The 19,699-nt window shown below is 55.6% G+C and carries 19 protein-coding genes and 1 pseudogene; 14 read left to right on the top strand and 6 right to left on the bottom strand.

The window, feature by feature from the left end; all coding sequences use genetic code 11:
* Nucleotides 1-22 precede the first annotated feature (22 nt).
* The 11 genes from gspD (at nt 23) to VPR01S_RS07265 (ending at nt 10,369) form a co-directional block, all read left to right on the top strand.
* Nucleotides 23-2,053: a type II secretion system secretin GspD gene (gspD, locus tag VPR01S_RS07315; protein ID WP_021704667.1), complete on the top strand. Its 2,031-nt coding sequence runs from the start codon at nt 23-25 to the stop codon at nt 2,051-2,053.
* Nucleotides 2,050-3,546 (top strand): type II secretion system ATPase GspE, encoded by a 1,497-nt coding sequence (gene gspE, locus VPR01S_RS07310; protein ID WP_021704666.1) that lies wholly within the window; start codon nt 2,050-2,052, stop codon nt 3,544-3,546. The genes gspD and gspE overlap by 4 nt, the downstream gene beginning before the upstream one ends.
* Nucleotides 3,546-4,769: a type II secretion system inner membrane protein GspF gene (gspF, locus tag VPR01S_RS07305; RefSeq protein WP_021704665.1), complete on the top strand. Its 1,224-nt coding sequence runs from the start codon at nt 3,546-3,548 to the stop codon at nt 4,767-4,769. Before gspE ends, gspF begins: the two co-directional genes overlap by 1 nt.
* Before the next feature lie 64 nt (nt 4,770-4,833).
* Nucleotides 4,834-5,277, top strand: coding sequence for a type II secretion system major pseudopilin GspG (gspG, locus tag VPR01S_RS07300; protein ID WP_040902347.1), 444 nt, complete (start codon nt 4,834-4,836; stop codon nt 5,275-5,277).
* Nucleotides 5,278-5,316: 39 nt separating this feature from the next.
* Nucleotides 5,317-5,898, top strand: coding sequence for a type II secretion system minor pseudopilin GspH (gene gspH, locus VPR01S_RS07295; protein ID WP_021704663.1), 582 nt, complete (start codon nt 5,317-5,319; stop codon nt 5,896-5,898).
* A complete protein-coding gene (gene gspI, locus VPR01S_RS07290) occupies nt 5,888-6,241 on the top strand; it encodes a type II secretion system minor pseudopilin GspI (RefSeq protein WP_021704662.1) in 354 nt (117 codons plus the stop codon). The genes gspH and gspI overlap by 11 nt, the downstream gene beginning before the upstream one ends.
* The gene (gene gspJ / locus VPR01S_RS07285; protein ID WP_021704661.1) at nt 6,228-6,905 is read left to right on the top strand and encodes a type II secretion system minor pseudopilin GspJ; all 678 of its coding nucleotides are present in this window, start codon (nt 6,228-6,230) and stop codon (nt 6,903-6,905) included. Before gspI ends, gspJ begins: the two co-directional genes overlap by 14 nt.
* Entirely contained in the window at nt 6,892-7,917 is a 1,026-nt protein-coding gene (gene gspK / locus VPR01S_RS07280; protein WP_021704660.1) for a type II secretion system minor pseudopilin GspK, read from the top strand. Before gspJ ends, gspK begins: the two co-directional genes overlap by 14 nt.
* Nucleotides 7,886-9,106: a type II secretion system protein GspL gene (gene gspL, locus VPR01S_RS07275; protein ID WP_021704659.1), complete on the top strand. Its 1,221-nt coding sequence runs from the start codon at nt 7,886-7,888 to the stop codon at nt 9,104-9,106. The genes gspK and gspL overlap by 32 nt, the downstream gene beginning before the upstream one ends.
* A gap of 8 nt (nt 9,107-9,114) precedes the next feature.
* Nucleotides 9,115-9,606, top strand: a complete 492-nt coding sequence (locus VPR01S_RS07270) for a type II secretion system protein M (RefSeq protein ID WP_021704658.1) — start codon at nt 9,115-9,117, stop codon at nt 9,604-9,606.
* A gap of 1 nt (nt 9,607) precedes the next feature.
* Nucleotides 9,608-10,369, top strand: a complete 762-nt coding sequence (locus VPR01S_RS07265) for a type II secretion system protein N (protein ID WP_021704657.1) — start codon at nt 9,608-9,610, stop codon at nt 10,367-10,369.
* Between the two features lie 61 nt (nt 10,370-10,430).
* Here VPR01S_RS07265 and cysQ read toward each other — a convergent pair whose 3' ends face one another.
* From cysQ to VPR01S_RS07245, 4 genes are all read right to left on the bottom strand, one after another.
* Entirely contained in the window at nt 10,431-11,258 is an 828-nt protein-coding gene (gene cysQ / locus VPR01S_RS07260; protein ID WP_021704656.1) for a 3'(2'),5'-bisphosphate nucleotidase CysQ, read from the bottom strand.
* 25 nt (nt 11,259-11,283) lie between these two features.
* Nucleotides 11,284-11,829 (bottom strand): ADP compounds hydrolase NudE, encoded by a 546-nt coding sequence (gene nudE / locus VPR01S_RS07255; protein ID WP_021704655.1) that lies wholly within the window; start codon nt 11,827-11,829, stop codon nt 11,284-11,286.
* Between the two features lie 151 nt (nt 11,830-11,980).
* Nucleotides 11,981-12,568, bottom strand: coding sequence for a Fe-S biogenesis protein NfuA (gene nfuA, locus VPR01S_RS07250; RefSeq protein WP_021704654.1), 588 nt, complete (start codon nt 12,566-12,568; stop codon nt 11,981-11,983).
* A 98-nt stretch (nt 12,569-12,666) separates the two neighbouring features.
* The gene (locus VPR01S_RS07245) at nt 12,667-13,359 is read right to left on the bottom strand and encodes a phosphoribosyltransferase family protein (protein WP_021704653.1); all 693 of its coding nucleotides are present in this window, start codon (nt 13,357-13,359) and stop codon (nt 12,667-12,669) included.
* A gap of 87 nt (nt 13,360-13,446) precedes the next feature.
* Between VPR01S_RS07245 and bioH the strand changes: the two genes are divergently transcribed.
* Both bioH and VPR01S_RS07235 read left to right on the top strand, forming a co-directional pair.
* Complete coding sequence (gene bioH, locus VPR01S_RS07240) at nt 13,447-14,214, top strand: pimeloyl-ACP methyl ester esterase BioH (RefSeq protein ID WP_021704652.1); 768 nt, start codon at nt 13,447-13,449, stop codon at nt 14,212-14,214.
* Between the two features lie 98 nt (nt 14,215-14,312).
* Nucleotides 14,313-14,783: a hypothetical protein gene (locus tag VPR01S_RS07235; protein WP_021704651.1), complete on the top strand. Its 471-nt coding sequence runs from the start codon at nt 14,313-14,315 to the stop codon at nt 14,781-14,783.
* Between the two features lie 72 nt (nt 14,784-14,855).
* Here the strand turns inward: VPR01S_RS07235 and VPR01S_RS07230 are convergent, their stop codons facing one another.
* On the bottom strand, nt 14,856-17,174 hold the full coding sequence (locus tag VPR01S_RS07230; RefSeq protein ID WP_021704650.1) for a Tex family protein: 2,319 nt from the start codon (nt 17,172-17,174) through the stop codon (nt 14,856-14,858).
* Between the two features lie 248 nt (nt 17,175-17,422).
* Here VPR01S_RS07230 and VPR01S_RS07225 point away from each other — a divergent pair, with 248 nt between their 5' ends.
* On the top strand, nt 17,423-19,297 hold the full coding sequence (locus VPR01S_RS07225; RefSeq protein WP_021704649.1) for a putative ATP-dependent zinc protease: 1,875 nt from the start codon (nt 17,423-17,425) through the stop codon (nt 19,295-19,297).
* A gap of 27 nt (nt 19,298-19,324) precedes the next feature.
* Here VPR01S_RS07225 and VPR01S_RS07220 read toward each other — a convergent pair.
* Nucleotides 19,325-19,660, bottom strand: a pseudogene (locus VPR01S_RS07220) (GreA/GreB family elongation factor); the annotation flags it as partial.
* Between the last annotated feature and the right edge of the window lie 39 nt (nt 19,661-19,699).

Here is a 19,699-nt window from a genome sequence, read left to right as displayed (position 1 = left end):
GGCGTGAGTCGAGGAGTAAAAAGTGAAGCATTGGCTGAAAAAGAGCGCATGGCTGCTGGCCGGAAGCCTGCTGGCGGCGGTGCCGCCGGCAATGGCAAATGAGTACAGTGCCAGTTTTAAAGGCACCGACGTTCAGGAGTTCATTAACATTGTCGGGCGTAACCTCAACAAAACCATCATCGTCGACCCGTCGGTGCGGGGGAAAGTGGATGTCCGCAGTTACGATACGCTCAACGAAGATCAGTATTACGCTTTCTTTCTCAACGTCCTCGAAGTGTACGGCTACGCCGTGGTTGAAATGGACAATGGCATCCTGAAAGTCATCAAATCCAAAGACGCCAAAACGTCGGCCATTCCGGTGGTCAGCAACGGCAGCGAACACGGTGATACCGTGGTGACCCGAGTGGTGGCCGTGCGTAACGTTTCCGTGCGTGAATTGTCGCCACTGCTACGTCAGCTGAACGACAATGCCGGTGCGGGTAACGTAGTGCACTACGATCCAGCCAACATCATTCTGATCACAGGTCGCGCGGCGGTGGTGAACCGTCTGGCCGAAATCATCAAGCGTGTCGACCAGGCAGGTGACAAAGACATCGAAGTGGTGGAACTGAGTAACGCGTCGGCGCCGGAAATGGTGCGAGTTGTGGAAGCTCTGAATAAAACCACTGATGCTAAGAACACTCCCGAATTTCTGCAACCTAAACTGGTGGCCGACGATCGTACCAACGCCGTGCTGATCTCCGGTGACCCGAAAGTCCGCTCACGACTGAAAAAACTGATTCGCCAGTTGGACGTCGAGATGGCAACCAAAGGCAACAACAAGGTCGTGTACCTCAAATACGCCAAAGCGGAAGAATTGGTGGATGTGCTGAAAGGGGTCTCAGACAACCTGCAGGCAGAAAAACAGGGTAACCAGAAAGCGCCAGCGGCGTCGAAAAACGACGTCATGATTGCGGCGCATCCGGGCACCAATGCGCTGGTGCTGACCGCGCCGCCGGATATCATGCAAGCGCTGCAAAATGTCATCGCTCAGCTGGATATCCGCCGAGCTCAGGTGCTGATTGAAGCGCTGATCGTTGAGATGTCGGAAGGCGACGGTGTCAATCTCGGGGTGCAATGGGGCTCACTGGAAAGTGGCGCCGCCATTCAGTATGGTAACTCGGGTGCACAGATCGGCCAGGTAATGGTGGGTCTGGAAGAAGCCAAAGACACGGTCGAGAAAAAACCGATCCGAGACAGCGACACCGGTGCCATCAAATACTATGAAGAGACCACCACCAAAGGCGACTACTCAACGCTGGCTAGTGCGCTGGCTGGGGTCAATGGGGCGGCGGTAAGCATCATGATGGGTGACTGGACGGCACTGATCACCGCAGTCTCGACCGACACCAATTCCAATATTCTCTCTTCACCAAGCATCATGGTGCAGGACAACGGTGAAGCCTCGTTCATCGTGGGTGAAGAAGTACCGGTCATTACCGGTTCCACCGCGGGGTCAAACAACGACAACCCGTTCCAGACCGTGGACCGTAAAGAAGTCGGTATCAAACTGAAAGTGGTCCCACAGATTAACGAAGGCAACTCGGTACAGCTGAACATTGAACAGGAAGTGTCTAACGTACTGGGCGCCAATGGGGCGGTCGACGTGCGATTTGCCAAACGTCAGATCAATACCTCAGTCATGGTGAACGATGGTCAGATGATCGTGCTGGGTGGCCTGATGGACGAACGTACGGTGGAGAGCGAGTCTAAAGTCCCGCTGCTGGGGGACATTCCTCTGCTGGGGTATCTGTTCAAATCAACCAGTACCGACGTACAAAAACGCAATTTGATGGTGTTTATTAAGCCGACCATCATCCGCGATGGCATGACCGCCGACGGCATCAGCCAGCGCAAATACAACTTCATTCGGGCAGAGCAATTGTATCAGTCCACCAAAGGCCTGAAACTGATGCCAGACAAGCAGATCCCGGTGATGCCGAAGTTTGGTGAAGACGCTCAGCATCCACCTGAAATTCAAGCATTCCTGGATCAGATGGAAGACGGACAATGAGTGAAGTTCTGGTCACCACGGCAGTGTATAAGCGCCTGCCGTTCAGTTTCGCCAACCGCTTCAAAATGGTGTTGGCGCAAGTGAACGAGCAAACCACGCTGTATTATGTCGCGCCGCTGTCGATGAAGGCACTGGTGGAAGTGAAACGGGTGGCGCAATGCGATTTTCAGCTTGAAGAGCTGGAGCGCGAGGCGTTTGAATCCACGTTGACTCAGGTGTATCAGCGCGATTCATCGGAAGCCCGCCAGTTGATGGAAGACATTGGTGCAGACAGTGAAGATTTCTTCTCTCTGGCTGAGGAGCTGCCACAGGACGAGGATTTGCTGGAGTCGGAAGACGATGCACCGATCATCAAGCTGATCAACGCCATGCTCGGCGAAGCGATCAAAGAGGGCGCGTCGGACATTCACATTGAAACGTTTGAGAAAAGCCTGTCGATCCGTTTCCGGGTCGATGGTGTACTGCGTGACGTGTTGGCGCCGAGCCGCAAACTGGCCCCGCTGCTGGTGTCGCGGGTGAAAGTCATGGCGAAGCTCGACATCGCCGAGAAGCGTGTCCCGCAAGATGGCCGGATTTCACTGCGTATCGGTGGCCGGGCGGTGGATGTGCGGGTGTCGACCATGCCGTCCTCGCACGGTGAGCGGGTGGTGATGCGTCTGCTGGACAAAAATGCCACGCGCCTCGATTTGCACAGTCTGGGTATGACCGCCAGTAACCACGATACCTTCCGTCATCTGATCCAGCGTCCGCACGGCATCATTCTGGTCACCGGTCCGACTGGTTCGGGTAAGTCGACCACTCTGTATGCCGGCTTGCAGGAGCTGAACAGTAACGAACGCAATATCCTCACCGTAGAAGACCCGATTGAATTTGATATTGACGGCATCGGGCAGACTCAGGTTAACCCTAAAGTCGACATGACCTTTGCCCGCGGACTGCGTGCGATTTTGCGTCAGGATCCGGATGTGGTGATGGTCGGTGAGATTCGTGACCTGGAAACGGCGCAAATTGCTGTGCAGGCGTCACTGACTGGTCACTTAGTGATGTCGACCCTGCACACCAATACTGCGATCGGTGCCATCACACGTCTGCGCGACATGGGCATTGAGCCGTTTCTGGTCTCTTCGTCGCTGCTCGGCGTACTGGCACAGCGTCTGGTGCGGACGTTATGTCCGGACTGCAAAGAGGCGTATGAAGCCGACGCCCAGACCAAAGCGCTGTTTGAACTGTCTGAGTCTCAGCCGTTGACGTTGTACAAACCGTGTGGCTGTGAAGCGTGTAACTTCAAAGGCTATCGCGGCCGGACGGGCATTCACGAGCTGTTGGTGATCAATGAGCACGTACAAGAGCTGATCCACAGCGAAGCCGGTGAGCAAACCGTCGAAAAAGCCATCCGTCAGCATACGCCAAGCATCCGCGATGACGGGCTGAGTAAAGCGCGTGCGGGCATCACCTCGGTTGAAGAAGTGATGCGGGTGACGAGGGAAGGCTGATGGCGGCGTTTGAATATAAAGCGCTGGACGCAAAAGGCAAAAGCAAGAAAGGGGTGATTGAAGGCGACAACGCTCGTCAGGTTCGTGTTCGACTGAAAGAGCAGGGGCTGATCCCGGTGGAAGTGAACGAAACGCGCAGCAAAAGCAACGCCAGCAAAGGCGGCGGAGCGATGACGTTCAAACGCGGCATCAGTACGCCGGATCTGGCGCTGATCACCCGTCAGCTTTCAACCTTGGTCCAATCCGGCATGCCGCTGGAGCAGTGCCTCAAAGCCGTCTCTGAACAGTCAGAGAAACCACGCATTCGCAACATGCTGCTGTCGGTTCGCTCTAAAGTTACGGAAGGTTACACGCTGGCGGACAGTCTGGCGGAGTACCCGCATATTTTTGACGAACTGTTCCGCTCAATGGTGGCGGCGGGTGAAAAATCCGGCCATCTGGACGCGGTCCTCGAGCGCTTGGCTGATTACGCTGAGAACCGGCAAAAAATGCGTTCTAAACTGCAGCAGGCGATGATCTACCCTGTGGTCCTGGTGGTGTTTGCCATTGGTATCGTGGCCTTCCTGCTGGCGGCCGTGGTGCCGAAAATTGTCGGCCAGTTTGTCCAGATGGGACAGGATCTGCCCAAGTCGACGCAGTTTCTGCTCGATGCCAGTGCGTTTATACAGAACTGGGGAATTGAAATCCTGGTGGCGATCATTGTTCTGACTTATCTGTGCCGTTGGCTGCTGAGTAAGCCGGATATCCGCCTCAGTTGGGACCGGAAAGTGATTCATATGCCGCTGATCGGCAAAATTGCCCGCGGGCTGAACACCTCACGTTTCGCCCGCACGCTGTCTATCTGTACCTCCAGTGCGATTCCGATCCTGGAAGGGATGCGGGTTGCGGTGGACGTCATGTCGAATCAGTATGTCAAACAACAGGTCTTGTTGGCCACCGACAATGTCCGCGAAGGGGCCAGTTTGCGCCGTGCACTGGAGCAGACCAAACTGTTCCCGCCGATGATGCTGCATATGATTGCCAGCGGTGAGCAAAGTGGTGAACTGGAAGGCATGCTGACCCGCGCGGCGGACAACCAGGATGCCAACTTTGAGTCGACGGTGAACATTGCGCTGGGTCTGTTTACTCCTGCGCTGATTGCCGCGATGGCAGGCATGGTGCTGTTTATCGTTCTGGCAACGCTGATGCCGATTCTGGAAATGAACAACCTGTTAAGTAAATAGGATGCAGCCTGGCCCGTTGATGACTTACACCGGGCCGGGGTGTCGTTTTTGTTGTGGAGTAATTATGAAAAGAAAACTGAAAAGACAGTCTGGTTTTACCCTGTTAGAAGTCATGGTTGTGGTTGTGATTTTGGGCTTGCTGGCGAGCTTTGTTGTTCCGAACTTGCTGGGCAACAAAGAGAAAGCGGATCAGCAAAAAGCGATCACCGATATCGTGGCGCTGGAAAATGCGCTGGATATGTACAAACTGGACAACAGTGTGTACCCAAGCACCGATCAGGGCCTGCAAGCATTGGTGAGCAAGCCGAGTAACCCAGAGCCGCGCAACTACCGCGATGGCGGCTACATCAAGCGTCTGCCGACCGACCCTTGGGGGAACGACTACCAGTACCTCAGCCCGGGTGAAAAAGGCACCATTGATGTGTTTACGCTGGGGGCAGATGGTCAGGAAGGCGGTGAAGGTATTAATGCCGACATCGGTAACTGGAATCTGCAGGACTATCAGTAAATAACTGAGCGGGCGGCCTGTGCCGCCCGATTGATCTCTATGTCTCGTTCACGTGGTTTTACCTTATTGGAAGTGTTGCTGGTGCTGGTGCTGATGGCCGTCAGTGCCGTGGCAGTGATCGCCACATTACCACCCAGCCGTGATGAAGCGGCCAAGGACGACGCACAGAGTCTTTTCCAGCGGGTACAGCTTCTTAATGAAGAAGCGATGCTGTCCGGAAAGGATTTTGGTCTGAGAATTGATGAAAAGCGCTCGCGCTATCAGTTAATGAGCCTCAACGACGAAGGCTGGCAAGCGCTCAAAATGGATGGCATCAAAGCCGATACCCAGCTGCCGGAAGGCGTGGCATTGCAAATGACTCTCGGCGCCGACAGCTGGCGTGATGATGACCGGTTATTCAAACCGGGATCGCTGTTCGATGAGGACATGTTTGCGGACGTCGAAGAGAAAGACAAGCCGCGTCCGCCGCAGATTTTCATTCTGTCCAGCGGAGAGCTGACGCCAGTGCGGGTCACCTTCTATCCGGGTGATCGCGACGCGGCCAGCGATGGCTGGAGTGTGGATATTCAGGAAAACGGAGAAATCCGCCTGTTGGCTCCGGGAGAGCAAGATGAGAAGTAACCGGGGCATGACTTTGCTGGAAGTGTTGGTCGCACTGGCCATTTTCGCCACCGCCGCAATAGCGGTGATTCGCGCCGTGACACAACACATCAACACCATCAGCTATCTGGAAGAAAAAACCTTCGCCGCGATGGTGGTCGACAATCAGGTGGCGCTGGTGATGCTGGATCCAAAATCGCTGCGTGAGCGCAGCGGCGAAGAAGAATTAGCTGGTCGTAAGTGGTTTTATAAGGTAGCACCGGTGAAAACCGCCGATACTTTGCTGAAAGCTTTTGATATCAGTGTGGCGACCGAAAAGCAGGGGGCGCCTTTGGTGACGGTACGCAGCTATGTCGAAAACTAATCCGTTGCGTGGCCGCCGCCAGCGCGGTTTTACTCTGATTGAAGTGCTGGTTGCGATTGCCATCTTTGCCAGCCTGAGTGTGGCGGCTTATCAGGTGGTCAGCCAGGTACAGCGCAGCAACGAGATTTCCCTGCAGCGCAGTGGCCGTCTGAGCGACATTCAGCGCGCCCTGGTGGTGATGGATGCCGATTTTCGTCAAATGGCGACCCGGTTGTTTCGCACTGACGGCAGTGAAGCGGGTGAGCGCCTGATTGACTGGCGCGATTACCTGCTGGACTCGGACAGCAAAGGGGTGATGTTTACCCGTCTGGGCTGGATTAACCCTCAGCAACAGTTTCCGCGTGGTGAGGTGACCAAAGTTGGCTACCGTATCAAAGAGCAGACGCTTGAGCGGGTGTGGTGGCGTTACCCTGATACGCCGGCCGGTCAGGAAGGACTGTCGCGCCCGATACTGACGGACGTCGAATCGTTCACCCTGAGCTTTTATGATGGCAACAAATGGGGCGAATCCTGGGAGCAGACCGATTCGCTGCCTGCCGGGATCAAAGTGGTTCTTGAGCTGAAGGATTACGGCAAAATTGAACGGGTGTACCTGATTGCGAGTGGCAAAATCCAGCGCAGTGGTGGCACTAAACCGGAAGGGGGCAGCGATGGCACGAGCTAGACCTGCTCAGCGCCAACGCGGCGTCGCTCTGATTGTGATTCTGATGCTGCTGGCGATCATGGTGTCGATCGCGGCGACGATGTCCGGACGCCTGTTTACTCAGTTTAAGCGCGCGGGCAATCAGCTGAATTATCAACAGGCTTACTGGTATGCCATCGGTGCTGAGTCGCTGGCCAAAGCGGGGATTGAACAGAGTTACCAAGACAGTGACACCATCAACCTGTCGCAGCCATGGGCACTCGAAGAGCAAACCTACCCGCTCGATTATGGCCGGCTGAAAGGACGCATCCTTGATCGGCAGGCGTGTTTTAATGTCAACGCTCTGGCATCGGTGGAGTTCAATCCAGCCGATACAGGGCGTCCGTATCTGGTGTCGGTACTGAAAAATCTGCTCACCGAACTGGAGGTGGATGACTATCAGGCGGAAGTTATGGCGGACTCGACGTGGGAGTTTGTCGATAAGAATGATGGCATCAACAGCCAAAGTGGTGTGGAAGACGCTTTCTATGAAGGACTGGCGCCGCCGTACATGGCCGCCAATACTTTACTGGCGGATGAGAGCGAATTGCGCGCCGTCAACCAGATGAGTGGCGAGGCCATGACCAAACTGGCTCCATATGTTTGTGCGTTGCCGGCCGACGACTGGCGCTTAAACATCAACACCTTAGAACCGGAACAGAGTAAGCTGTTGATGGCGATGTTCAGCCCGTATCTGAGTGATTCAGATGCGAAAGCCATTCTGGAGAGACGCCCTTACGATGGCTGGGCCAGTGTTGAGGATTTTCTCGCTGAACCCGCGATTGCATCCGTGGATGAGAATGTACGTAAGCAGGCCAGGCAGTATCTGGCGGTGGACAGTGCCTACTTTGAGCTTGACGCCGAAGTGTTGGTCGAGGAGTCCCGGGTCAGAATACGCAGCCTGCTGTATAGTGAAAACAGAGAAACTGCAACGGTAATACGCCGTCGCTTTGGAGGGATCAGTGAGCGAGTTTCTGACCGTTCGACTGAGTAGTCAAAAAGACACACCAATCCCTTGGTTGGTGTGGTCAACCAATCAAAATGAAGTCATCGCCAGCGGTGAGCTGGCCGACTGGACGCAGTTATCTGACCTGACCGGTTACGCCGCGCAGCGCACAGTGATCGTGTTGGTGTCGGCGCGCGATGTTGTGCTGACAGACGTCGAGATCCCAGCCGGTGCATCGCGCCAACTGGACACCATGCTGCCTTATTTACTCGAAGACGATCTGGCTCAGGATGCGGATGAACTGCACTTTACCCAGCTGGCCCGTCAAGGCTCACACGCGTATGTGTGTGGCCTGGATCGTAACTGGCTGCGTACCCTGCTTGATGAGCTGCGTGAGCATCAGATTGACGTGAAAAAAGTGTTGCCGGATGTGCTGGCATTGCCAGAGTACCCTGAAGGCATCAGCGCCGCGCAGCTGGGTGAGCTGTGGCTGTTACGCAAAGGCCCTTACCGCGCGTTGAGTATTGAATCCGAGTGGCTGCCTATTCTGGCCGCGTCGGAATGGGTGAGTGATGATGACGGCGAAGCGCCGTTAGCACTGCGATCCTACAGCGCGTTACCGGAGCTGAATCTGAGTGAGGGTGCGGATTGGCGTTGTGAACAGCCCGCGCTGATCATGCAACTGCTGACGGAACATGCGATCAGCAGCAAAGTGAATCTGCTCAGTGGGGAATTTAAACCCAAGTCATCACTGCTCAAACACTGGCGTCTGTGGCGTCCGGCGGCTGTCGCAGCAGGATTACTGCTGGTGACGTCGTCGGTGTACGCGGTCTTGCAGATCCAGCAGTATGAAGCGCAGGCGCAGCAGTACCGCGCTGAAAGCGAACGTATCTTCCGAGCAGCGTTACCGGGCAGGAGCAAGATTCCGACCGTGGGTTACCTCAAACGCCTGATGGAGCAAGAGGCCAACCGTTTGTCGGGCGGTAATGCAGAAGACTCGATTCTGGTGGTGATGACCAAGATGACGGACACCTTCCGCAACAGCAGTGACATGCAGTTGCAGAGCATTCGCTACGATGGCAACCGCGGCGAAGTGCGCCTGCAGGCTCAGAGCAAAGATTTCCAGAGTTTTGAAAAAGCGCGTGTCGAACTGGCCAAGCACTTCAGCGTTGAGCAGGGGCAACTGACCCGATCTGGTGAAGTGGTCAATGGCTCGTTCGTACTCAAACGTAAGTGAGGTGACAGATGAAACAATTATTGGCCACCGCACAAGCCTGGTGGCAAAGCATTACGCCGCGCGAGCAGCGTCTGGTCATGATCGGCGGAGCTTTGCTGGTGCTGGCTGTGCTGTACTGGGGGATCTTGTCGCCGTTGCATCAGCGTGCGGCGGAAGCAGAAGCCCGCATTTCGACTGAAAAACAGTTGCTGAGCTGGACTAGGGAAAAAGCCAACCAGATCACCACGCTGCGTGCTAGTGGCGGGGTTACCAGTTCCACTCAGCCGCTCAACCAGATTGTCTCTTCCACAGCCGGACGCTATAACATTGAGCTGATCCGGGTGCAGCCGCGCAGTGAGATGCTCCAGGTGTGGATTCAGCCTGTGGCGTTTGACCAGTTCCTGAACTGGGTGTCTCACCTCAAAAGCGACTTTGGGGTCGAAGTTGAGTTTCTCGATATTGAACGCGCCGACAAGGCTGGTGTGGTAGAGATTAAACGCTTGCAGTTTAAGCGAGGATAGGATGACGAAAAAAATCTGGTTACTGACCGGTGGGTTTGTTCTGGTCAGCGTGATCAGTCTTGTGGCCCATGTGCCGGCCGCATTTGTACTCAGACAAGTGACGCTGCCCGCGCCACTGCAGATCGAAGGCATATCTGGCACGGTGTGGCAGGGTAAAGCGCAGTCCGTCAGTTGGCAGCGTCAATCACTCGGTGAAGTCCGCTGGTCGCTGAGCGGCTGGAAACTGCTGATGGCTCGCTTGGAAGCGACGGTGCGTTTTGGCCGTGGCAGTGATTTGGGGATCAACGGTAAAGGCGTGCTGGGGTATGGCTTTGGTGGTGCGTACGCACGTGACCTGGTGACCTCGATGGCGGCTGAGAATGCATTGCGCTATGCACAAGTGCCGTTGCCAATTGGTGTGTCTGGTCAGCTGGTCTTGACGATTGATGACTGGCGATACCAAGCGCCGTATTGTGCCCGCGGTGAGGGTGAACTGGCCTGGGGACAGGCGGGGGCTCAGACACCGCTTGGTGATCTCGATCTGGGGCCGGTGGTGGCAACGATCCGCTGTGAAAACAGTTCGCTTAGCGTGGCCGGTCAGCAGAGCAGCGCTCAGGTCAGCAGCGAGTTTTCTGCCGAGCTGCAAGCCAATCAAAGTTACACCAGTCAGGCGTGGTTTAAACCCGGCGCAGAGTTTCCGGGTTCACTGCAAAGTCAGTTACGCAACCTGCCGAAGCCGGATGCTCAGGGACGCTATCAGTTCAGTCAGGGTGGCCGACTATAACCTGCCGAGCGAGCAGCAAAAAGACAATAAAAAAGGGCGACTCAGGTCGCCCTTTTTACGTTCAGTCTTTCACTTTGAGGATGTCATCCCACGGCAACTGCTCATCGCCCAACACAATAAAGTTGGGGTTTTCCAGTGTTTCGCGTTCGTTGTAAGACAATGGTTCGAGAACCGTGCTGAGAATGCGCCCTCCGGCTTCTTCGACGATGCACTGGGTGGCAGCGGTGTCCCATTCGCCCGTCGGGCCAAGGCGCAAATAGCAGTCCACGGCTCCTTCCGCGACCAGACACGCTTTGAGGGCAGCCGAGCCGAGCGGGACCAGATCGTAGTTCCAGCGGCTGCTCATGCGGCTGGTGATGCGATTGATGTCCTGGCGGCGGCTGATGGCAATGGCGATCGACTGGTTCAGGCTTTCGTGTTTGTGGGTCGTGATGCGCACGCTTTCGCTCATGTCCGGGATCTTCCAGGCGCCTTTGCCGTGATAGGCGTAGTACGTAACACCAGAGACCGGGCCGTACACCACACCCATCACCGGACGGTGGTTTTCGACCAGTGCAATGATGGTGGCAAAGTCGCCACTGCGGGCGATGAATTCTTGAGTGCCGTCGAGCGGGTCGACCAGCCAGTAGCGATCCCAGTCTGCCCTCTGGGCCAGACTGATGTTGGCCGCTTCTTCAGACAGCACCGGAATGTCCGGCGTCAGTTCGCTGAGACGTTCAGTGATCAGCTTATGCGCCGCAATGTCAGCACTGGTGACCGGCGTTTCATCGCTTTTGGTGTACGCTTCATACTGTTTTTTCTGATAAATATCCAAGATCAGCTGACCCGCAGAACGGGCGATTTCGATCACGCTGGGCAGCAGATGGGACAAGTCTTTCGTTATCGGCATATCGGTTCCTATAACCCTGCTGTTATTATTTTAGATGACGCAGGGCAAGTAGTAGCGCAGTGATGCTGCGTGCTTCACAAAAATCGAGGTGGGTAAGCAACTCTTCGGCCTGCGCCAGAGGCCAGCGCACAATTTCCAGCGGTTCGGGCTCGTCCCCTTCCAGACGCTCAGGATAGAGCTCGCGTGCAACAAACAGCGTCATGCGACTGGAAAAGTACGACGGCGCCAGGACCACCTCTTTGAGGGGCATCAGGCTGCGGCAACCGAATCCGATCTCCTCTTTGAGCTCACGGTCAGCCGCTTGCTGTGGGGTTTCGCCCGGATCAATCAGACCTTTGGGAAACCCCAGTTCGTACCGCTCAGTGCCGGCGGCGTATTCGCGCACCAGCAGCAAATCGCCCTGTTCGGTCAGTGGAACCATCATGACGGCATTTCGGCCGCTGGGCTTCATGCGTTCATAGGTGCGTTCCACTCCATTACTAAAGCGCAGGTCAAGGGATTCTATGGTAAATAAGCGGGACTGAGCGACGGCTTGTTTCGCCAGAATGTCCGGCGTTTTCTTTCCTGTCATTACGCTCGCTCCTTTGCAGGGAAAAGTGTTCTTAATATATGAGAAAAGCCGTGTGCTTGAAAAGAGCAGATTGTGACCAAAGACGAGTTTCTCTCAGATAAAGAAAAGGTTGGCGTATGACGGCCAACCTTTTGCTCACAATCGCGTGCGATCAGTAGTAAGAATGCTCACCGCGATCATGTTCGGTCGCATCGCGCACTGCGGTCAGTTCGCCTTCGAACTGTTGCAGCAGCTCTTTCTCGATGCCTTCTTTGAGTGTGACGTCCACCATAGAGCAGCCGTTACAACCGCCGCCGAACGAAACGATCGCGACACCGTCTTCGGTGATTTCAATCAGATTCACGTGACCGCCGTGGCTGGCCAGTTGTGGGTTCACCTGTGTCTGGATGGCGTACTCAACACGTTCTGTCAGCGGCGCGTCATCAGACACTTTACGCATCTTGGCGTTCGGCGCCTTAAGGGTCAGCTGAGAACCCATTTTGTCGGTGACAAAATCGATTTCGGCATCTTCCAGAAATGGCAGGCTGAGCTCGTCGACGTAAGCCGAGAAGCCGCTGAACGCCAGCTCTGTATCGGTCGCTTCCACCGCTTCTGGCGGGCAGTAAGACACACCACATTCTGCATTCTGAGTGCCCGGGTTGACCACAAACACGCGAATGTTAGTGCCGTCCGGTTGCTGGCTCAGCAGGTTGGCAAAATGGGACTGGGCAGATTTTGTAATAGTAATAGTATTTGACACGACGAATACCTGAGTAAATTTGTAGGCTATTTAACCACCATTCTACTCCTGTGAATTCTGAGATCTAGCCCTTTGCGCATAAATTAGCGTTGTCTGAACTAGTCACCGGGCTCAGGAGTGCGGCACAGGCAGTAAATATCAACAGTTTCTGCGCCGGCATCAAGCAGTAATTTGCACAATTGCTGCACGGTACTGCCGGTGGTTACCACATCGTCCACCAGAGCTATGTGACGTACGCTCGGCGCACGCGACAAAACAAACGCCCGGCGGAGGTTGCGGCTGCGTTCGGCTTTGCTCAGTCCCTGTTGCTGTACGGTGGCCCGACAGCGCTGAAACAGCGGCTGATAACGACTGTGTGGCCATTGCCGGATCAGTTGAACGGCGAGCAATTCACTCTGATTAAATCCGCGCCATGCGTGGCGGCGCCAGTGCAGTGGCACCGAGGTCAGGAGCGGTGCCGGGGTCTCGATCTGAGGCGTGAGCAACTGCGCCAGTGGCGGGCTTAGCCAGAACTGACGGCGGTATTTAAAGCGGTGCACGTATTCCGACAAGGGGGGCTGATAATCGCCGATGCAGTAGAGTCGGTTCCACAAAGGCGGGCTGGCAAGACACTGACCGCATTGCTCGACGGGTATCGGGGTCGGCAGGCCGCAGCGCTGGCAGCGCGGACGGGGAGCAAAATACCGCTGACAGTGACGACACCACAGCCGATTATCGGCGGACAGACGGCACAAGTCGCATTGCGCGCCGCCCAAACAGAGCATGGCGTTTTGCCACCAGTGGGATAACATAAGCGTTTGCCAGAAAGCGGTCAGTGCAGACCATGATGCACTGACCACCGAACACAATGCATGGTTTTAGTCGGAGAGGGTGCGAGCATGGCTGCAGAATTGTTTTGGCAGAGTCAGGGACAGGGCGACGATTTGGTGCTGGTGCACGGCTGGGGAATGAACGGGGCCGTGTGGCATCAGACCGTGGAGGTGCTCAGTCATCACTTTCGGGTGCATGTGGTTGATTTGCCGGGTTACGGTCACAGTGCCCATTTGCATGCGGCCACGTTAGATGAGATGACCACCTTGCTGCTTGAGCGGGCACCAGAACGCGCCATTTGGGTCGGCTGGTCGCTGGGCGGGCTGGTGGCGACGCACATGGCGCTGCATCATCCTCAGCGGGTGCGCAAGCTGGTGACGGTCGCCAGTTCGCCAAAATTTGCCGCAGAGCGACCATGGCGCGGTATTCAGCCCTCGGTACTGACTGCGTTTACCGATCAGTTGATGGAGGATTTTCAAACCACCATCGAACGTTTCATGGCGTTGCAGGCGATGGGCAGTCCGTCGGCCCGGCAGGACGTTCGCCAGTTGAAAGAGGCGGTGTTGTCCCGCCCGGCCCCGAATCCGGACTCCTTGCTGGCCGGCCTGACGATGCTGGCGGACGTCGATTTACGCCAGCATCTGCCGCACATCAGTGCCCCGATGCTGAGGTTGTATGGCCGTCTGGATGGGTTGGTCCCGGTTAAGGTCGCCAGTGATCTGGACAATCTGGTGCCCGACAGCGACTGTTTTGTCTTTACTCAGTCGTCGCATGCGCCGTTTATGACCGAACTGGACAGCTTCTGTCAGCAAATTGTCCAATTCAGTCACAAATAATTGTTAAATATTTGAGCAATCCGGCCGATACCAAGTCTAACCCGGGAGATATGCCTTAGCATGCATTTCGGGTGGGCGATACTGAGGAGGTTTCGGCTATGATCGTGTCACCGACGAACGTGAGTGTGCCACTTATCGCCCCATCGGTGAATGTCCAGACAGAGCAGGCAGCTCGTGACAATAAAGTTCGCGAACCTGTGGTGCCGACCATGGCGCCGGCGAAGTCAAATGCGGAACGTAAGATCAACGCGGACGAGAAACGTCGCAGAAGCACTTCCTGGGATCCGTCGGAGCATCCTGGCTACGAACTGGAACCGGAGCAAGAGGTGGACGCGGACGAACGTGACCCGCCGCGCAGCGCGCTAGAACGGCTGTTTAGCCTGTTGGCGCTGGAAACTTACAGTCAGTATCAGGGCAAAGGGTATGCGATGCGTTTTCGCCTGCCCAAAACCATCATCGATGCGGCGATAACCGAAGGACAGATGGCACGCAGGCGTGTGGTTATTAAATACCACTATGGCCATGCTGTGGCCCCTAACACGCCATCTGAGATTATAGCGGTGCTGTAGACATCAGTGTTTCGATGTTTATCGCGAACAAGAAAATACCCACGCATGCGTGGGTATTTTTTTCGGCCGGGATTATTTTTTCGCTTTAGCGAAAGCGGCGGCAAATGCACCGCCCATGGCGTTGTTTTGCGGCTCATCCCGGCGGCGTTGTTCGCGGTTGTTTTCCTGCCTGCGCGGGCGCGCAGCACTGGAGCGCTGATTGCGGTTATCCTGTCCTGGTTCATCACTGAGGCGCATGGACAAACCGATGCGTTTGCGCTGCACGTCCACCTCCATCACTTTGACTTTGACAATATCCCCGGCCTTGACCACGTCTCGTGGGTCGGATACGAATCGATCCGACAGCGCGGAGACGTGCACCAGTCCGTCCTGATGAACGCCAATGTCGACAAACGCGCCGAAATTGGCCACGTTGGAGACCACGCCTTCGAGAATCATGCCAGGCTCCAGATCGGCGACGGTATTGACGCCGTCGGCAAACGTTGCTGTCTTAAACTCCGGACGCGGGTCACGCCCCGGTTTGTCTAGCTCACGGATAATGTCGGTCACGGTCGGCACACCGAAGTGGTCGTCGGTGTAATCGACCGCATGCAGGCCGCGCAGGAAGTCGGAGTCGCCGATCAGGCTCTGTACCTGCTTGTGGTTTTGCTCAGCGATGGCTTTGACCACCGGGTAGGCTTCCGGGTGCACTGACGAGGCATCAAGCGGGTTCTTTCCGTCCATGATGCGCAGGAAACCGGCACACTGTTCAAACGCTTTTGGCCCCAGACGTGTAACTTTTTTCAGCGTGGTGCGGGACTCAAAGCGGCCGTTTTCGTCGCGGTAGGCAACGATGTTGTCAGCCAACGTGGTCGACAGGCCGGCGACGCGGGTCAACAGTGCCGCTGATGCCGTATTGACGTCCACTCCGACGGCGTTGACACAGTCTTCCACCACCGCATCAAGGCGCTTGGCAAGCAATGTCTGACTGACGTCGTGCTGGTACTGACCGACACCGATGGATTTCGGATCGATTTTCACCAGTTCCGCCAGGGGATCCTGCAGGCGGCGGGCGATTGACACTGCGCCCCGCAGTGACACGTCCATGGCCGGGAACTCTTTTGCCGCCAGTTCGGAGGCCGAGTACACCGATGCTCCAGCCTCACTGACCATGATTTTCTGTACTTTGAGGTTGCCACGTTGGATCACGTCAGCCACAAAGGCATCGGTTTCGCGCGACGCCGTGCCGTTGCCGATCGCAATCAGATCCACATTAAATTTGCGTACCAACTGGTCCACGACCTGCGCGGCGCGGTCGTACTGATTCTGTGGAGGATGTGGGTAAATGGTTTCGGTGGTCAGCACTTTCCCGGTGGCATCCACCACGGCGATTTTCGAGCCGGTACGCAGGCCCGGATCGAGGCCGAGCGTCGCGCGTGGACCCGCGGGTGCTGCCATCAGCAGATCTTTCAGGTTGGTGGCGAACACGTCGATGGCCTCAATTTCCGCGCGCTCTTTCATGGCGCCCATCAACTCTGTTTCCATGTGCATCGACACTTTGATGCGCCATGCCCAGCTGATGACCTGCTTACGCCATGCGTCAGCCGCCGCATTGCTCAGCGTGATGCCGTAGTGATCGGCAATCAAAGTTTCACAATAGGACTGACGCACACCTTCTTCCTGAGCCGGATCGGCATTCAGTGCCAGGGTCAGAAAGCCTTCGTTGCGGCCACGTAACATCGCCAGCGCGCGGTGAGACGGCACTTTGCTGATCGGTTCATTGTGTTCGAAATAGTCTTTGAATTTTTCGCCTTCGCGCTCTTTGCCTGCGACAACCCGGGCCACCAGTTCGGCGTGTCGGGTCAGATGGGCGCGGATCTTCTCCAACAGGTTGGCGTCTTCAGCGATGCGCTCCATGATGATCGCACGTGCACCATCCAGCGCGGCTTTGATGTCTGTGATGCCTTTGTCATCCGCCAGATACTTGGCCGCTTCACTGTCAGGGTCAGTCTGCGGTGTGTGCCACAGCGTGTCCGCCAGCGGCTCCAGGCCGGCTTCGATGGCGATTTGCCCTTTGGTACGGCGCTTCGGTTTGTACGGCAGGTACAGGTCTTCCAGTCGCGTTTTGCTGTCGGCCTGACGGATGTCTTGTTCCAGCTCCGCTGTCAGTTTTCCCTGTTCCTCAATCGATTTGAGGATGGTTTGACGACGTTCGTCCAGCTCACGCAGATAGGACAGGCGGCTGTCCAGCGTCCGCAGTTGGGTATCGTCCAGTCCGCCGGTGACTTCTTTGCGGTAGCGGGCAATAAAGGGGACGGTGTTACCGTCATCAATCAGAGTGACAGCGGCGTTGACCTGCTCAGGGCGTACATTCAGCTCCTGGGCAATCAAGTGACAGATAGCTTGGCTCATCCGTGGGTTCTCTTTTATTCGGGTGTATTGGCAGCCGATGCACGGCGTGGGTATTTCCCACATTGGGGTGCATCGGCGTTTTTCCAACGATTTTACATTTGGTCGCAGGTTTTTGCGCTTAAATTACTTATCTCAGGTGGACATTGGTTATATTTGTGTCAAAACTGTAATCAAATTCAGAACTTATCGGCTATGGGGGAACTCATAGTTACTGTGTTTCACTTATCCGACAGTCATGGATTCTCCTCATGAAGAAAGTTTCTCTAGCCCTTGCCCTGTTCAGCACCGCGTTATTCACCCCGATGTCCTGGTCTGGCGATCTGCAAGCCACCACCCGCGATCCGGTGTACAAAATCGACAACGAGTTGGTGCTGGGGCGAACTGAGAATGTCTATTATAACGACATTCCGCAACTCAAGGGCGTTCCGTTCACGGGCAAAATTGACACCGGCGCCGATACCACCTCAATGCATGCCGAGAATATTCACGTCATCAGTCAGAACCCCAAGTATCAGCATCTGAAAGACGATGCCCTGATGGAAGCTGTGGTTGAGGACATGGACAAACGTCACGGCAAGTGGGAAGACGCCATGTTCAAGCCGTACCGGGTTCAGGTCTCGTTTGAAGTACGCCATCCGTACACTGGCAAAGTCATCAAAATAACCGATGACATTGAGCGGATTGCGATGATCCGCAGCCGTACCAATGACAAACCTATCCTGCGGCCGACCATCAATCTGCCACTGACCATCGCCGGGCACACGGTTAACACTGACGTGAACCTTGCGGATCGTTCCGGTTTCTCTGCTCCGGTGTTGATCGGAAAAACCTTCCTTGAGAACAATGCCTGGGTGTTCGCCGGTTACGATTACCTGCAGGGCCTGCCACAAGCTCAGGTGATTGGCAAACACGAGACCGTTAACGTGGGCGGTTTACCGTACAAAACCAGTTTCTCATTGAAAAACAATTATTCGATTGCCAATGCCAAAGACATTCAGGTGGATAAAAAAGCCCGCCAGGTGTCGTTTACGCTGATCGGCAGCAACGGGCAGCGCAAAGCGATGACGCTGCCGCTGGTGAAAATGCTGCGTGTGAGTGGCACGGCGCGCCCGCTGGTCTACCTGCCGGTTAAGCTCAATGACACCCAAACCGAACACTGGCTGGTGTATCTGCGAGATCGCAGTCACCTCGATACCCAATTGCGTATTGGTCTGAACACCACCAGCCGATATTTTGTTATCGATTCCGGACGGGAGAATCTACTGCGTGGCGGCGAAAAGAGCTACAACAATGCGCTTAAGAGTCATCCGCTGGTGGTGTCACCTGAGGAAGAGATCGAACTGGACGGCGTGACGTTGCGCGCGGAACCGTCGTTTGCGGTCAACACTCCCTTGCTGCGGGTCAGCAGTTTTGAGCTGGTGGAAGGCAAGAAGCCGCAGGTCGAATTCTATCTGCCCGATGGCAAAGGCGGTGAGCAGAAAGTGGTGAAAGAGGTGATCAAAAACATCGTGGTGGGTGAGTCGACCCGGCCGATTGTCGAAGGTGAGTTCACGTTTGGCGGCGAGACACGCACACTGGCATTTGCCGTTGATGTCGTGGAGAAAAAGGGCCAGAAGCCGTATTTCACGTTGGGACAAAAAATGGCCAAAGGCGGAGTGCTGGTCAATACCCGCGCTGAGAACCTGCTGGATGTGCACCCGCTGTTTCGCGCCGGTCACATTGAAGTGGCGCAGGTGGAAGGGCTCAGTTTTCCAGTCAAACTGGATACCGGGGCGGACATCAGTTCAATCAACGCACAGGACATCAAGCAGTTCGACAAAGACGGTAAGAAAATGGTCACTTTCACCTACGAAAACGATCTGGGGATGAAAAAGCAGTTTACGCGCGAAGTGGTCGATGTGATGCGCATTCGTGCCCGGGACGGTGAAAAAGCCAACGTGCGCCCGGTGGTCAAGATGCGGGTCAGCCTGGGGGGAATTGAGAAAGCGATCCGGGTCAATTTGCAAGATCGCAGCCGGTTCCATTACAGCATGATTCTGGGGCGCAATTTTCTTAAGTACGGGGCGGTGGTCAGCAGCGATAAAGATTACATCGTGACGGACAAGCCCGCCTCGGAACAATAACGTCAAGCCCCGCGGTGCGGGGCTTTTTTACTCCTGATAGCGGATGCTATTGACGAACCACTCTTTCTCGCCATCCGGGGTGCGCACAGTGAATTCGTCGTCGACCGCTTTTTTGAGGATCGCCCGTGCCATCGGTGAGTCGATCGAGATGTAGCCTTTGGCGTCGCCATAGATCTCGTCTGGACCGACGATGCGAAACTGCATCCGCTCGCCAGCGTCATTCTCAATTTCGACCCAGGCGCCAAAAAACACCTGGCCTTCCTGCTGCGGAGAGTAGTCGACCACTTTGACCTGTTCGAGGCGCTTTCTCAGATAACGGACACGGCGATCAATTTCTCGCAAGCGCTTCTTGTTATACTGGTATTAGTTCTATCAGAACAAGCGTACTATTTTGATATTACT

Source organism: Vibrio proteolyticus NBRC 13287, assembly GCF_000467125.1.
Taxonomy (GTDB): domain Bacteria; phylum Pseudomonadota; class Gammaproteobacteria; order Enterobacterales; family Vibrionaceae; genus Vibrio; species Vibrio proteolyticus.
This window is presented reverse-complemented; position numbering and strand designations above follow the sequence as displayed.

Excerpts from the sequence above, each read along its gene's own strand:
- VPR01S_RS07270 (WP_021704658.1), top strand. The coding sequence starts at position 9,115 with ATGAAACAATTATTGGCCACCGCACAAGCCTGGTGGCAAAGCATTACG.
- VPR01S_RS07235 (WP_021704651.1), top strand. The coding sequence starts at position 14,313 with ATGATCGTGTCACCGACGAACGTGAGTGTGCCACTTATCGCCCCATCG.
- gspF (WP_021704665.1), top strand. The coding sequence starts at position 3,546 with ATGGCGGCGTTTGAATATAAAGCGCTGGACGCAAAAGGCAAAAGCAAG.
- VPR01S_RS07230 (WP_021704650.1), bottom strand. The coding sequence starts at position 17,174 with ATGAGCCAAGCTATCTGTCACTTGATTGCCCAGGAGCTGAATGTACGC.
- bioH (WP_021704652.1), top strand. The coding sequence starts at position 13,447 with ATGGCTGCAGAATTGTTTTGGCAGAGTCAGGGACAGGGCGACGATTTG.
- nudE (WP_021704655.1), bottom strand. The coding sequence starts at position 11,829 with ATGACAGGAAAGAAAACGCCGGACATTCTGGCGAAACAAGCCGTCGCT.
- gspJ (WP_021704661.1), top strand. The coding sequence starts at position 6,228 with ATGTCGAAAACTAATCCGTTGCGTGGCCGCCGCCAGCGCGGTTTTACT.
- VPR01S_RS07225 (WP_021704649.1), top strand. The coding sequence starts at position 17,423 with ATGAAGAAAGTTTCTCTAGCCCTTGCCCTGTTCAGCACCGCGTTATTC.
- gspE (WP_021704666.1), top strand. The coding sequence starts at position 2,050 with ATGAGTGAAGTTCTGGTCACCACGGCAGTGTATAAGCGCCTGCCGTTC.
- gspG (WP_040902347.1), top strand. The coding sequence starts at position 4,834 with ATGAAAAGAAAACTGAAAAGACAGTCTGGTTTTACCCTGTTAGAAGTC.
- VPR01S_RS07265 (WP_021704657.1), top strand. The coding sequence starts at position 9,608 with ATGACGAAAAAAATCTGGTTACTGACCGGTGGGTTTGTTCTGGTCAGC.
- VPR01S_RS07245 (WP_021704653.1), bottom strand. The coding sequence starts at position 13,359 with ATGTTATCCCACTGGTGGCAAAACGCCATGCTCTGTTTGGGCGGCGCG.
- gspH (WP_021704663.1), top strand. The coding sequence starts at position 5,317 with ATGTCTCGTTCACGTGGTTTTACCTTATTGGAAGTGTTGCTGGTGCTG.
- gspI (WP_021704662.1), top strand. The coding sequence starts at position 5,888 with ATGAGAAGTAACCGGGGCATGACTTTGCTGGAAGTGTTGGTCGCACTG.
- cysQ (WP_021704656.1), bottom strand. The coding sequence starts at position 11,258 with ATGCCGATAACGAAAGACTTGTCCCATCTGCTGCCCAGCGTGATCGAA.
- gspK (WP_021704660.1), top strand. The coding sequence starts at position 6,892 with ATGGCACGAGCTAGACCTGCTCAGCGCCAACGCGGCGTCGCTCTGATT.